The 14236-nt window shown below is 38.9% G+C and carries 14 protein-coding genes; 1 reads left to right on the forward strand and 13 read right to left on the reverse strand.

Annotation, left to right across the window (positions count from 1 at the left end):
* Positions 1-96: 96 nt before the first annotated feature.
* The 8 genes from P9M13_09745 to P9M13_09780 form a co-directional block, all read right to left on the reverse strand.
* Positions 97-1149: a V-type ATPase subunit gene (locus P9M13_09745; protein MDP8263563.1), complete on the reverse strand. Its 1053-nt coding sequence runs from the start codon at positions 1147-1149 to the stop codon at positions 97-99.
* Positions 1146-1463: a hypothetical protein gene (locus P9M13_09750; protein ID MDP8263564.1), complete on the reverse strand. Its 318-nt coding sequence runs from the start codon at positions 1461-1463 to the stop codon at positions 1146-1148. The genes P9M13_09745 and P9M13_09750 overlap by 4 nt, the downstream gene beginning before the upstream one ends.
* Before the next feature lie 9 nt (positions 1464-1472).
* A complete protein-coding gene (locus P9M13_09755; protein MDP8263565.1) occupies positions 1473-1925 on the reverse strand; it encodes a biopolymer transporter ExbD in 453 nt (150 codons plus the stop codon).
* Entirely contained in the window at positions 1925-2536 is a 612-nt protein-coding gene (locus P9M13_09760; GenBank protein ID MDP8263566.1) for a MotA/TolQ/ExbB proton channel family protein, read from the reverse strand. The genes P9M13_09755 and P9M13_09760 overlap by 1 nt, the downstream gene beginning before the upstream one ends.
* Before the next feature lie 67 nt (positions 2537-2603).
* The gene (locus tag P9M13_09765; GenBank protein MDP8263567.1) at positions 2604-2912 is read right to left on the reverse strand and encodes a 4Fe-4S dicluster domain-containing protein; all 309 of its coding nucleotides are present in this window, start codon (positions 2910-2912) and stop codon (positions 2604-2606) included.
* A gap of 28 nt (positions 2913-2940) precedes the next feature.
* Complete coding sequence (locus tag P9M13_09770; GenBank protein MDP8263568.1) at positions 2941-4272, reverse strand: FAD-dependent oxidoreductase; 1332 nt, start codon at positions 4270-4272, stop codon at positions 2941-2943.
* A gap of 306 nt (positions 4273-4578) precedes the next feature.
* Positions 4579-6345, reverse strand: a complete 1767-nt coding sequence (locus P9M13_09775) for a hypothetical protein (protein MDP8263569.1) — start codon at positions 6343-6345, stop codon at positions 4579-4581.
* Between the two features lie 91 nt (positions 6346-6436).
* The gene (locus P9M13_09780) at positions 6437-6745 is read right to left on the reverse strand and encodes a hypothetical protein (GenBank protein MDP8263570.1); all 309 of its coding nucleotides are present in this window, start codon (positions 6743-6745) and stop codon (positions 6437-6439) included.
* A 140-nt stretch (positions 6746-6885) separates the two neighbouring features.
* Here P9M13_09780 and P9M13_09785 point away from each other — a divergent pair, with 140 nt between their 5' ends.
* Entirely contained in the window at positions 6886-7959 is a 1074-nt protein-coding gene (locus P9M13_09785) for an AI-2E family transporter (GenBank protein MDP8263571.1), read from the forward strand.
* A gap of 69 nt (positions 7960-8028) precedes the next feature.
* Here the strand turns inward: P9M13_09785 and P9M13_09790 are convergent, their stop codons facing one another.
* From P9M13_09790 to gdhA, 5 genes are all read right to left on the reverse strand, one after another.
* Positions 8029-8544 (reverse strand): Spy/CpxP family protein refolding chaperone, encoded by a 516-nt coding sequence (locus tag P9M13_09790; protein ID MDP8263572.1) that lies wholly within the window; start codon positions 8542-8544, stop codon positions 8029-8031.
* 178 nt (positions 8545-8722) lie between these two features.
* Entirely contained in the window at positions 8723-9496 is a 774-nt protein-coding gene (locus P9M13_09795) for a DUF1571 domain-containing protein (GenBank protein ID MDP8263573.1), read from the reverse strand.
* 241 nt (positions 9497-9737) lie between these two features.
* Entirely contained in the window at positions 9738-10466 is a 729-nt protein-coding gene (locus P9M13_09800) for a hypothetical protein (protein ID MDP8263574.1), read from the reverse strand.
* 80 nt (positions 10467-10546) lie between these two features.
* Positions 10547-12388: a hypothetical protein gene (locus tag P9M13_09805; protein MDP8263575.1), complete on the reverse strand. Its 1842-nt coding sequence runs from the start codon at positions 12386-12388 to the stop codon at positions 10547-10549.
* A 498-nt stretch (positions 12389-12886) separates the two neighbouring features.
* Positions 12887-14236, reverse strand: a complete 1350-nt coding sequence (gene gdhA / locus P9M13_09810) for an NADP-specific glutamate dehydrogenase (protein ID MDP8263576.1) — start codon at positions 14234-14236, stop codon at positions 12887-12889.

The raw sequence follows: 14236 nt of genomic DNA on the forward strand, positions 1-14236 counted from the left end.
GAGACTACGCTTGCGGGCATTTTACTTGTCTTTCTTGCCTCGACTCGTATCTCGTTTTTCTCGTCACGAAACCTATTGTGACATAGTCTGTTAGTGCTATAAAAACACCAGTGTTTTTCTAATATCTTCGTATGAAAGATTGTATTCTTTTCCTTCAAGTATTTTTACTAAATCAGCTACTTCCATTTTTTTTATCCATAGAAACGCTATACTGCTTGTTAGACAGAATGTATCACGCCTATACATGTCGCGCGCCATATCTTTCATGTAGAAACCAAACCCTCTTTCAAAGCTTTCTATACTTATATTTTCAGAACTTACCTGTTTCATATACGGTAGTTTTGAGCAAACCGTGTACGCATCAGGAATATTCTCCTGCAGGATAAGAGCTTTTGACTGCTCATGCGTCAAAAGATAATTTTCAGGAATAAGGAGCGCATGAATTTCCGGAGGCTCAAGACCATACAGATACTTTAACCTGAGTGCCCATATAATATTATTACAGTCCATTTGAGAGCCAAAAAACTGTTTCAGTCTTGGCTGATCAAATCCTTGAAGCAGGCTTACCCCTTGATACAGATAGAGAAGATAATGAACGTCTATTGCTGCATCCAACACGAAAATGCTTTGATCCTTTTTATACCTTTGGTGTGCAAACTGTATGATACTGCCAATAGATTCCTGCGCGCTGAGATAGTCTACAGCTTCATCAATATCTTTTGTGCGGAGCAAGAATTCAATATCTATTTGATTATGCTCACTGACATGCATAAGATCTTTACGGATTTCATCTATAGATTTACCGGCAATCTTTCCCCTGAGAACAGTTTTTACATTACGGAGTTCAAATATGAGGAGCACCTTTTGCATGAACTCTTTATCGTGAGTATATTTCAAATACGGAACAATCTTCTGAGAACAATCAAAAAGACCAGCATACAGAACAAGTTCAAGGAGCATGGTATTGACCTGTTCCGGACGAATACCGAAAAGGAATTTATTGTATTCGGTCGTTCTTAAAACCTTAAAAAAACCGCCGACCCCCTCAGACTTCATGAGCTGGCCAACAATATCGGGTTTTAATATACCGGCATACATTCCAGAAAGCCTAGAATTCAGAAAAGCGTAATCAACTATCCGCGCACTCATGTATCTTCACCTAAAAGTATTTTCCAGCACGCTTGGGTTGCACTGGCATATTTTTTTCGTGCAGTTTCTTCAACTTTACTCGCATGTACTTGGACATTTGTCATTGCATCATCAAAAAATGCTCGTCCAACTTCTTCGGCTTTATCAGTTATCTCCTTAACACTCCGGCACGTTTTTTCTTCATATTCTTTGTTGATATTTTCCACATCAGTTTCAGCCTGTAAACGCAGAGCCTGAGCTTCTTTACGGACTTTTTTGACAATATCTTCGGCATGTGTTTCAGTCTTTAGAATTGATCGTAAAATGTTTTCCATGCATTCACCTCATTGTGCAGCAGGGCTGTTATTCGAAACAGCAGGTTCATCTTCGTCGGGCTTGGTAAGAATAGCGAGCTTTGTTGCACCGCTTTGTTGAGCAATAGTCATTATTCTGACAACCTCTCCCAGATCAACTGATCTATCTGCCCTTAGTATAGCTACCTTATCTTTCGCTTTTATTAATTCTTCCTTGATGGTTTTACCCAGACCGGCAATTGTCGCTTCTTTGTCATTTACCATTATCTGATTATCTTTGGTAATCGTAATAATAATTCCCGTTGGTTGTCCGGCACCTTTTGAAGATGTGGGGAGATTGACATTTGTGCCCTGCATAACAATTGTTGTTGTTGTCACCATGAAGATTATGAGAAGCACAAGAAATATATCGGTAAGAGGAGTAATATTGATCTCAGCAAAGATCGAGTCACTATTTTGATCTGAAGGATTCGTAATAGCCATTATTTTACGTCCTTTAAGTCTTCAATAAAGTCTTCCGTATTCATCTTTATATATGTTGCAAGATTATTAATCTTCACGGTAAAAAAATTATACGCAAATACCGAATAGATAGCGATAACGAGACCTCCTGCAGTAGCAATGAGAGCTTCCGATATCCCTGCCGACACAACCGTAAAACCGCCGGACCCGCTCATGGCTATACTCTTAAAAGATTCCATAATACCGAGCACGGTACCCATCAAACCGATAAAAGGAGCAATAGCGCCAACGGTACCTAAAACCCATACATACTTTTTAAACTGTATTACATTTTCCATTCTTTTGCGTTCAGCGATCGTCTCAATGTTATCTATCGGCTTACCCCAATTTTTAATAACGCTCTCAAATATTGCCCCAACAGGGTGTGACTTTGATATCAGAACAGCTTTTTCAATATCCTTCTTTTTAACCAACTCAAAAAGTTCTTTAACAAGTTTTTTTACTTTGCTATTTGTCACTATCAGGTACCAGCTTCTCTCGATTATGATCGCAATGCTGATAACAGAACACAATACGAGGGGATACGCCGCTAAACCACCTTGTTTTACATAGTCCATAAATCCTGCATCCATAACATTAACTCCGTTAATTTTATTAAACAGTTAAACACGTTAGAGAACATACTTCTTTAATGGGGTCTCATCCAAACTTATAGTTTGCACCAAACCCACTGTCAGGATTACGCCAGGTGACATATTCCCTGCATGCAACTTGACACGTACCGCATTCAAGACAGTTCTCAAAATTAACCTGACATTCACCGGTATCTTCTTTTAATTCATACACTTTCGCAGGACAGATGAATAGAACCGCTTTTACCGGATCACTTTTAAACTTATCTTGATCAAGATCAATATGGCTTGTTCTACCCGACGTAGTACTGACTAAATACAACCGGTCATCCAAGCTCAGATTTTTCTTTTTCTCCAAATAGTTTTTCATTTCCATAATATATCTCTCCTCATTTTCCACATTTCTATAGTACTGCCCAACCGGCTTTAATCATATCTATCGCAAATTTAAACACATTGATTTTCTGGAAAAACTTTTTTATTAATTTATTTCTGATATCTTTTTTACTCATATCGCTCACAGTGAAAAGGTCTATCATCATTTCAACCGCAGTTGCCGGATATTTTCCGATAAAGTCCTTATTTTTTTGTAAGAGCTTAAAGAACTTTTTCATATATTTCATGTCCTGCATAATAAAACTATCTTCAAGCTTTTGTTTGTATACTGAAAGTGTCTGCGCAGAATAATCATTTCTTCTTTTCGCATCAATGACTGTTTCACCTGCATACACGCCTGATGCCATAGCAAGATTTGTCACTTCATGAAATATTGAGTTATTGATAAGACCCGCAGAGTCACCGACAAGCATCACACCGTCAGCAAACATTGTTGGTAGATTATCATACGAGTCTTCAGGTATCATATGTGTCGAGTATTCGACGACTTCTCCACCACGAACGAGGTTCTTTACAGCCGGATGTTCCTTAAAGGAATCGAGCATATCATAAAGCGCAACCTCCTTATCCATAAGATCAGAGATCTCAGCTCCCACACCAACTGAAATCGAATCTTTGTTTGTGTATATAAACCCTGAACCAAGCATACCCGGAGCTGCCTCACCAAAATACTCAATCGCCGTACCTTCACGGCCATCGAGGTGAAACCGATCATTAATAACCTCTTCCGGTAATTTGATGATTTCCTTAACCGCTGTCGCACGATTATGGCTGTTCATGTAACTTTTTTCTTTTCTTAAGCCAGCTTTTTCTGCCAGCATTGAATTAGCACCTTCCGCGACAATAACACAGTCAGCATAGAGCTCATCATACTCGCCTTCCTGCTCACCACGCGCCTTAATGCCATCTATTTTGCCATCTTTATATACAAAATCGTCAACAATAACACCGGGATAGATCTCAGCTCCCGCCTCTTCAACTTTTGACGCAAGCCATTCATCAAAATGAGTGCGCAAAACAACAAACGAATTGTTGTACGGGGCCTCATTGAATTTTTCACTCCGATAATCAACACCTACTTGCGAATCTTTGGTAAGATAGCAAAAACGTCTTCCGACAACATGCCGTTCAACAGGTGCATCTTCCCAAAAATTTGGCATCATCTTATCAAGAATACTCGTAAATAGTATTCCACCAAACAAATTCTTTGTCCCTGCATGATTTCCACGTTCAAGGACGACTACCTTAAGTCCCGCTTTAGCAATTGTATAAGCAGCTGATAACCCTGAAGGACCAGCGCCCACAACAATGCAATCATATCTGTCATCACCATTACTCATCGATCTACTCCCCTTTCAAACATTTGATTTAATCTATATTGTCTTAACTTAAATGCAATATTTGGGGTTAATAAAGTCTAACCCCCTTTTATTGTACCCATTTACTACCAATTGTCAATCAAGTAAAACTTCAAAAAAGAGCAAAAAAATAGCGGATACATATCAATGTACCCGCCTTGTACTATTGCAAGAATATTTATACACAAAAAAGAAAAAACTGTCAATCTTTCCGCATCTCGCACCCATGAAATTTATTAATAAATTTCTCTGTGTATAGTCTCCGGAAGGGATTTTAAAAACTATCCGCTATTTCTTATCCTCAAGATCGATCTTAACAAACGTGTTTACACCCGGTGCGACCGGAATATGACTTTTTAACTTATTTTCCGGATCACTACCGGCTTCAATTGTTACATACCCCTCATACAGTTCTTCACCAGCAAGAATCATTCGCTCAGTATCTTTTATAAATTCACCGCTCCAGACAATAGTGTTACTGTCAACATTGTAAAATTCATTATTTATTCGTATATTTGGTGAATTGCCTATCTTTTTAAAATGCACCTTTGCGGCTTTCTTGGTCAGCCCTTTAAAAGTCACCTCAACCATAAACTGACTAAGAGCAATATCACATTTCCTTAGTTTTTCATAAATTTTATACCAATCATTATTGATAAAATCGAGAATGAACGGAAATACAGGATTGGTCTTAGTCATATATGCCGATCCATCCTGATCACCAAAAAGTGTTGCCTTTGGGAGATGCAACACCGGTAACGGCACAACGATCAAGTCAGGCAATTTATCGTACGTGAGTTGTACCTTGCCGTCAGCTATCGAAGGTTCTTCAGTTACACCGACTACGGTGCTTATATGGTCTGCGAGGTGCCCTGCAGACTGGTCAACAAGACCGTCACCTTTATCACCGTTTACACCGATAACAAACATGGTATCTTTTGGTCTAAAAGGATAATTATCCTCTTTTTGGAATTTTACCAAGCGAAACAACTGGGCTATCTGATGAGGACTCCCTAACCGTGTCTGTTTAATCTGCTCGAGTTCACGTCCAACAAACGGTATGAGGATCGGCACAGCCTCAATAAACCCGTATCCTTTATTTGCTTCAGGAGACCCAAAATATGATCCTGAAAGAGAAATATAACGTATTTTGATATCAAGCACTTCTTCAAAAATCGCATAATCAATAAAAAACTGCTTGAGCTGTGCAAAATCTTCCCGACAAGTTTCACACTTGGCAGCATATTCACTGAATTTAGGATATTTTTTAGGATATTTTTCTGTTCTTACCTGCTCAAAATGCACTATATCCGGATAGAGCTTTGTAGGGTCGTGTAAATAGGTGGTAAACACCTCTGCTTGTTTCTGCAATTTCTTTTCCATACGTGTATAGAGGTTTCTCAGGTCAGGATCACGCTCAAAATCTTTTTCGCGCTGTACCTGTATATCTTTTATTGCCGCAAAATCCTGTATTGCATTCATAAGCATAACAAACTCAGGATCTTTTTGGAGAGCCTTCCATTCCGGACCAAATCTCCTGCAAAATATTTTATACTCGCTTTTCAATATATGTATACGGGTATAGATCTCCGAGCCTATGACAGCCCCTTGACTGTAGGTGATAAGAACTATTTCTTTTACTGCTCCAAATCCTAGTTTTTTCCTTCTCTCATTTTCATACTGCACTTCATTAATAAGTAATGGCGTTACACGGGTCACACCGATTGCAGTATCTTGATACCCGAGACTTGCAACAGATGTTAATGGATGATCTTTGGTGTCATATGCTAGTGAACGTGCAGGCACCCCTTCAGCCGCAAGCAGGTTAAAAAGGTCACCAAACTGATACTCCTGTATCAATCCGCCTCCCATGGGTATATTCAGTCCCGGTATCGTGAGAACAAGAGGAGCATCTTCCTTTAAGTGTTTCGGATGAATATTAGGATCATACTTAATATTGAATCTTTGCTGAGCACAACCAAAAGAAAAAAAGATCAAACCAACGCACAGTAGCTTTGCTACATTTTTCCTTCTTATCACATTTCGAGAAAACATAATAACCTCTTACTTGTTAGATGATTCAATTAATTTGTAGTTTCGCTACCTTTACTCTTACCTTTACACGTGAATACACCATGAATACCTCTTATTTGCTAGATAACTCAATTAATTTCAGTATTCTTTGAGCACGGGTCCGAGCGTGAGACAGTTCACGAACAACAAGCTGTTCTTTTGCAGTCAATTTTGTTTTACCGCCAACACTTCGATGACGGCTCGAAGGAAGTTCTGCTAGAGTGCGCGTTAGTTCCTGTATGGTCTTCTCTGTTTCAGCCATGAGCTGATAGAGATTTTTTACATCCATGTCTTTCTTATGTACAATCTGCGTGCGCTTTGTCTTTGGAGCAGATTGCCTTGTGGAAACAGTCTTTATTTTTGGAAGAGTTCTTTTCGCCATAAATACTCCTTTCGATTGTGTATAGGCATTATATAAATACTTAGATAAGATGTCCAAACAAAGATTATTAATAAGAGACTCCATATCTTTGCTAAATTGTATCAGACTTTGTTGCAATCTGAAATGCGCTATGGTAGTATATGCGCATGATAAATCGGTCGAATATATTAAATATCTTTTTCTTTATTATTCTCATCCTGCTTCTTGTTATAACATTCTTTATGTTCAAACCGTTTTTTAATTCGGTTATGTGGGCAATTATACTGACTCTTGTTTTCTTCCCTGTTCACAAATGGCTCACCAAAGTGTTACGCGGCAGAAATACGTTATCAGCACTTATTATGACCTTGATAGCGCTTGTGATCGTAATCATACCCTGTTTCCTCTTCTTTCTGACACTGATCACACAAGGTATCGAGTTTTATTCGCATGCCAGTCAATACATCAGAGGACCAGAGTTCAGCGATCTAATAGCAGCCTATCAAGACCAGGGTAAAATGCAGATAATTCAGGACAAACTTACCCCACTCGGTATCTCCATACAAAATGTCAGAGATTTCCTCTTGAACAGCATTAATATCGTTGGAAACTTTCTCTTTTCTCAAACAAAAGCTATGATCATTAATGTCTTTGCATTTTTCGTAACAGTGCTGTTTACCATTTTTACATTCTTTTTCTTGCTTCGTGACGGCGAAAAAACATTTGCAGAATTAAAAGAAATATTACCACTCAAAACCGAAGATAAAGACTATATTTTTAAAACGCTCTACAACACAACACGCGGCGTTGTGCTCGGCATGGCTGCAAGCGGTATACTGGTCGGTGGAGCTTTGATCATCGGATACTCTATTGTCGGTGTTCCCTACGCGTTTTTCTGGGGAATACTTTCAATCATACTTGCGTTTCTTCCCATAATTGGACCCGGCCTTATCTATGTACCTCTTTCACTATACTCAATGGCATATATTGGTTTTGGGAAGGGTCTTTTCCTCCTTATGTACGGACTTGTCTGGGGAAATCTTGTCGATTATCTTATCCGCCCCTATTTCATTAGTGAAACAGCGAAAATACCTATTCTTCTTCTGTTTTTTGCTGTTTTAGGAGGACTACATTTCTTTGGAATTATCGGGGTTTTCCTGGGACCGCTGCTTATAGCAACATTGCTTTCATTTATCAGAATATATCGGAAAGAATTTGTCGCTGAAGAAAAATAGCTGACAACTCAATCTATATTCAATATCGATCATGTTGCCAGCTATTTATTCATTATATATCTTTAATTCTTACTTTTTGTATCTGCCGCCTTTTTCACCGTGTCCACCGCATTTTTTACAACCGAACCAATGCCCGATTTTTGCTTTCCATGACTCATGGCAAAGGTCTTTGTAGATTTTTTTCTGTTCTGGGGTTAACACATTAAGTGCCTTTGCATATGCATCAATAGATTTAATCATTAGATCTTTTTTGATGTCATATTTCTTTGAAACAAGCGATTTGAGCTTATCTGCATCAAGCGTATCAGCATGCATCAATGACTTCATATCGACTTTCAATATGTCCATATCAGCTGTTGCCTTGATCTTTTCTTTCATACTGTCGTGCTTGATATCTTTCAGTTTCTCAATTTGCTTATCATCAAGACCGAGTTCTTTTTTGTTATAGAACATCATCTGGATCTTTTTCATCATTTCACATTTCTTCCCGTCTTTTCCATGGCCGCCATCGGCATATACACTACTCATGCCCAACACACCAAACAAAAACGCTGACGCTAACGCAATACTCATTACTCTTTTCATAAAGCACCTCCTTTTTTTATGCTTTATCCGGTTTTAGAAGATACGCTCTTCTATCCTTCACACTTGTTCAGACTCATATATTAGCGGAAATGTTCCCAAAATAAAAGAGGAAAGAGTCACCTAGGCTCTTTCCTCTTTTTTATCTTTTTCTGTACGCTATAAGCTAAACGCTAAATTTTTAAAGATACCTAAAACCATACTTCTTGTTATCCACATTAAAATCATTGTCAACCAATCCAGGATTGATCTTCAAATCCGTATACATACAGAACTCAGTTAATTTACCCTCTCCGTTATACACATACGCTTCAACAGGTAAATAGGTCTCTTTATCTATGTAGAGCACAAGTCGCTTGTTCGCCTGCTTATTTTCCTGAGAGATCACCCGCTCGATCTCGTATACGTCTCTGCCGTTTCTTACCGTGATCCCCTTACAGCTTAGATACACATCATTAGTTTCTTTTGCCTCTAAGGTTACATGGAGCACCTTTTCGATGAGCCGACCGATACCAACATCCTGTATGGTATATTTTGAGCCGCCGCTTTTATAGTCACTGGGCAACTTCACAAGTCTCAGTATCGCACCCAAAAATCCCGCTGGTTTTGCAAAGATATTATCGTTGTCTTCTCCTTTACGATACAATATCTCACGACCATTATGCGGACTTTCTATCCATTTCATATATACATGAAACGGTTTTCTGAACTTCAAAAATATTTTCTGGGGTGTCTTAGACTTACTTGTAAGCGGCTCACCTTTCACTAATACCGCCGTATATCCATCAATATTGTTATAACTTTCCTGCATGTTTAAAAGAATTTCTAACGCATCATAATTTTCCACTGTTGTATCGTTTGCTGTTACCGCAGGCGGCTGCAATACTATACTCCCACATAAAAAAAGCGTGCTCATAAGGTAAACCAACTGCCTCCTCAATTTTCCCTCAACCATACACCCTCCTTTCATTATTTTTTACGTATGTGATATTATTTAACTATCTCTACTTACAATATAAGCATATATCATACCAAGTTACACTAAATCGCATGCATATATATAAGACGTATTGATAATGACTTAGGTTCGCTTTTTTTAGGGTTTATTATATAGTGAAAAAGAAGAGCTCTATTTTAGAGCATGGTGAGACATAATGTACCGGCACAGTATTTAGAGGTGAGGAGATATTATTATTTCACAACCCCCTTAGGAATAATTCAACAAATATGGCGGTATTTTTTGCTGCAAAACGGCAATTTTTAACAAACTTCATTGTTCTTAAGAGGTCAACCGGAAAAGAAATAATATCTTGAATAGATATACTATTTCGTGCATTAAATGCTGAAGATAGCGTAACCATTTTTGGAAAAACATACTCTGCGTTGTCAGATATGCCCCGTATCGCGATAAAAGGAATACTGTATTCTCGGGCCACACTGGCATAGTAAAATGATTCCATATCAACGGCTTTTACTTCCGGATCTTTAATGCTGAGTATTTTTTTATCTTCGCTGTCTACTACTTTATGCGCGGAACACAAAATGTCCTCTTCAAATAAAGGTACCGCTCCCTGAGACATAATGCCGCTTGCTATAGCATACAAAGAATCATCAACGAACATCTTCTCTCTTGTTTGATACTCCCTGAGTTCACGAGGTATAACAATATCCCCTACATCCAAATTCTGCGATACAGCACCGGCAAGTCCTGACGAAATGATGCATTCACATGGGTATTTTACAAGTATCTTAGAAAGATTTTTTCGCGCATTCTTTTTACCTATCCCGGTTTTATGCAACAGTATATTCTTATTGCAATACACTCCTTCATAAGAGCGTGCATTGGCTCTCTTAAGCGAAAGTGTCTTAGCTAAAGACCGCATCTCAAGCTCAACAGCACACAATAGTAGAATATTTTCTCTCATAAGAAACTCTCCAAAAAAAAGAGGAACTGAGTTTCATATTCAGCTCCTCTTTCGCATAAGCGTTACATTTCTGATCTACCCTATATATCTATCTTAATTGATTTAGCGGTATACCAGATAACAAAAGGCCCCAGCAAGAATGATGCAGTATACGGAAATATAAATATACTTACAATCCATGGGAACACACCAAAAAATGTACCGAGAACCAATCCTACACCAATAATTGTTGATAGATAAAGATTCTTATACATCTGGAGCAGTGAGGCATTTGCAGTTTCAAGCTCGCTCATCGCACCTGTTTTCCACACATACGCTTTACCCGAAACCTGTTTTCTAATATTCTGGATAATTGCTTGCGTCTTATACACAAGATCAAGCATATTCACACAAACTGTAATCACGAGCTCTATTCCCGCAATCGATAAAATCTTTAGGAAATTTTTCTGATAAATAAGATCGCAGGGAGGATCATATGTTTTCTCTTTATATTTCGAAATAACCGGTACCGCGATCATTGGCACCGCCACCCATGCAACGAGGATACCAGCAAAAAGAAAAAAAAGCCGTTGCGGAAATATCGTAGTAGCAAGAGCAGGTATCATCCACGCAAGACATGTACCGGTAACCCACAGGGAATATATTGGATTATTAATGAGGTTACCTAATAGAACATAGAGATGATTTTTTCTCCCCGCTTCGAATTTCTTCGTAATATAGTTCTCTACCGTTTCAAGATCACCACGTTGCCACAAGGCTCCTCTCGTTAATTCCGCGAGTTTGTTTGAAAATGTTTTTTCCATGATATAGACATCTTCCACATATACTGACCATGCTTTTAATGCTTCCTGAAAATCATGACTTGCTGCTTTCCCAGGATTAAGCCACTGGCTTTTAATAATTTCATTAACATAATTTTCTACATTCATCGCACCTTTCCCAAAAAATGGTGAGAAGTGATACAGTCTCCATTTTGCCACAAGATCAAATCCGTACATTTGGCGTGCCCACGAAGTACATTTAATAAAAATATTTTCATCAGAGTTTGATAGTTCTATCGCCGGCTGAAAAATGGTCAAATGACTGTTTGATGGATGCATGATTTTCGCAACTATCTTACGCACCTGTCCCTGTGGCCATACATTATCAGCGTCACATACAATCGATACCTTGATACGTTCGTTTTCATTCACCGTTACGTGCTTACCTGCAAGCACGTCTTCAATTGGAGCATCTATCCCGAGCGCTTTAATATCGCCTAATATTTCATCCCATAAAGGAAATGACTTATCGCGTGTTCCTTTTGTCACCTCATTCCATTCAGGATCTATATAATTATATGGTCGGGTAACTCCCTGATGAAGAAACATTATTGCATCCATATAAATACCGACTTTTTTAAAAAAGTCACATTTAACATTTCTATGAAAATAGAATACTACATCCTCGCCATGCTTATCTTGCAGCTCCTTAATACACACTCGGGTATACTGTTTAACATCCTCATTTCTGGTGTTATCTATCACGATAAACTTCAAATTTTTGTGGGGTTCCTGACTATTTACTATATCCTGCTCCATACTGGCAAGGACTGTATCCATCTCACCGGCATTGCTGGCAAAAATTGGACGGAAAAACACCACCTTGCAATCACTGGGAATCCCTTCTTCTATGTACCCGAAGTCTTCTGTCAAAATAAACGGTGAGCTAAACAAATAAATAAAGAAATGAATAACGAGCCCGACGACATTAAAGAAAAGATAGGCAAACATCGGTATCATTATAAGCGCAAAAAGCGGATTCCAGCTAAAACAGGTAAAATAGATATAGGTACCGGTTACAACCACTGTCCACTTTAATACACGATAAGGGATTATCTTATAAAGAGGTGTACATGATAAGATCTCTGCTTCATTGGCCATAATGCCTCCTTTAATTTACATCCATTCCCTAAATGTAGGATAAGAACCCCGATAAATCGGGGGACTTCTTCACCATTTCAAATTAGCTACACCTTGTTGATAAAACAACGTTTCTATATTATTCATCGTAATCTGCAATATTGGGATATTTACTACAACACTAAGCGGTATATTATAATATAGAGAGGTCTGTTCATTCAATATATTTTATTCTTCGATAATATAAAGAAAAGGGACAATGTCATTAATAAGACATTGCCCCTTTTCTTTTATTACTCTTTAGAGAATTATTTATTTAATAATGCAGGTGTAATTTCTTTCTCCAATATATCTTCCGATTCTTCTCTATAAGCATCCATCACGTAAGGAATTCCAGAAACCTTAACAGCTTCTTCAGTCAATGCCATAATGTCTCTCCTTGTTATGGTGCCAATATTGAAGTTTCTGCTGCCTGCCATAAGCTGCTGGAGGCCAACTTTTACCTTTTTATTTACAGATCTAAATTACCCCTTGATCCAGCATAGAATCCGCAACTTTTACAAAACCAGCGATGTTAGCGCCCATAACACAATTGCCCGGCTGGCCATATTTTTCAGCCGTCTTTACACACTGTTTATGAATATCGATCATGATGGCGTTTAGTTTCTGATCAACCTCTTCACGTGACCAGGCAAGACGCTGAGAATTTTGACTCATTTCAAGGCCGGAAGTAGCAACGCCCCCAGCGTTAGCCGCCTTACCTGGACCATAAAGGATTTTTTTCTTGAGATACAATTCAATCGCTTCTGGAGTTGACGGCATGTTCGCGCCTTCACTGATTAGATAACAACCGTTATCAATCAAAGTCTGGGCATCTTTACCATCGATCTCATTTTGCGTGGCGCTCGGTAAGGCACAATCACATTTAACACTCCAGGGTTTTTCATTTTTCTTGTACTCGCAACCATACTTGTCCGCGTATTCCTTAATGCGGCCACGTTTGATGTTCTTTAACTCCATAACAAAAGCAAGTTTTTCTTCGTTTATCCCATCCGGATCGTAAATGGTTCCGCTAGAATCCGACAGAGTAACAACCTTACCTCCTAGTTGGTTAACTTTTTCAACAGTGTACTGGGCGACATTCCCAGAGCCAGAAACGACAACGGTCTTACCCTTAAACGTATGATCACGTGTTTTAAGCATCTCTTCGGCAAAATAAACCACCCCATAGCCGGTTGCTTCCGGACGAATCAATGAACCACCCCAATTCAGTGCCTTACCTGTCAGGACACCTGTAAACTCGTTACGAATACGCCGATACTGTCCGAACATAAAACCAATTTCACGGCCACCTACTCCTATATCACCGGCAGGCACATCTGTATCAGGACCGATATGACGCTGAAGCTCAGTCATAAAAGACTGACAAAATCGCATCACTTCATTATCCGACCTGCCTTTGGGATCAAAATCTGATCCTCCCTTACCCCCGCCCATCGGAAGCGTAGTCAGACTGTTTTTAAAAACTTGCTCAAACCCAAGAAATTTCAGCACACTCGCATTGACTGTCGGATGAAAACGCAATCCGCCTTTGTACGGGCCAAGAGCGCTGTTAAATTCGAACCGGAATCCACGGTTAACATGAATACCACCCAAATCATCCTGCCAGGGCACACGAAACACGATTTGCCTTTCCGGCTCAACAATACGTTCTAGTATAGACGCATCTTCATATTTCTTATTATTTTCCAATACCGGAGCAAGCGACTCAAAAACTTCCGTCACCGCTTGATAAAATTCTCTTTCGCCCGGATTACGTTTTTTAACGATCTCTGTTACTTTTGCTATGTAACTATTTGCATTTGCCAT

The sequence above is a fragment of the Candidatus Ancaeobacter aquaticus genome (assembly GCA_030765405.1).
GTDB classification, from domain to species: Bacteria; Auribacterota; Ancaeobacteria; order Ancaeobacterales; family Ancaeobacteraceae; genus Ancaeobacter; species Ancaeobacter aquaticus.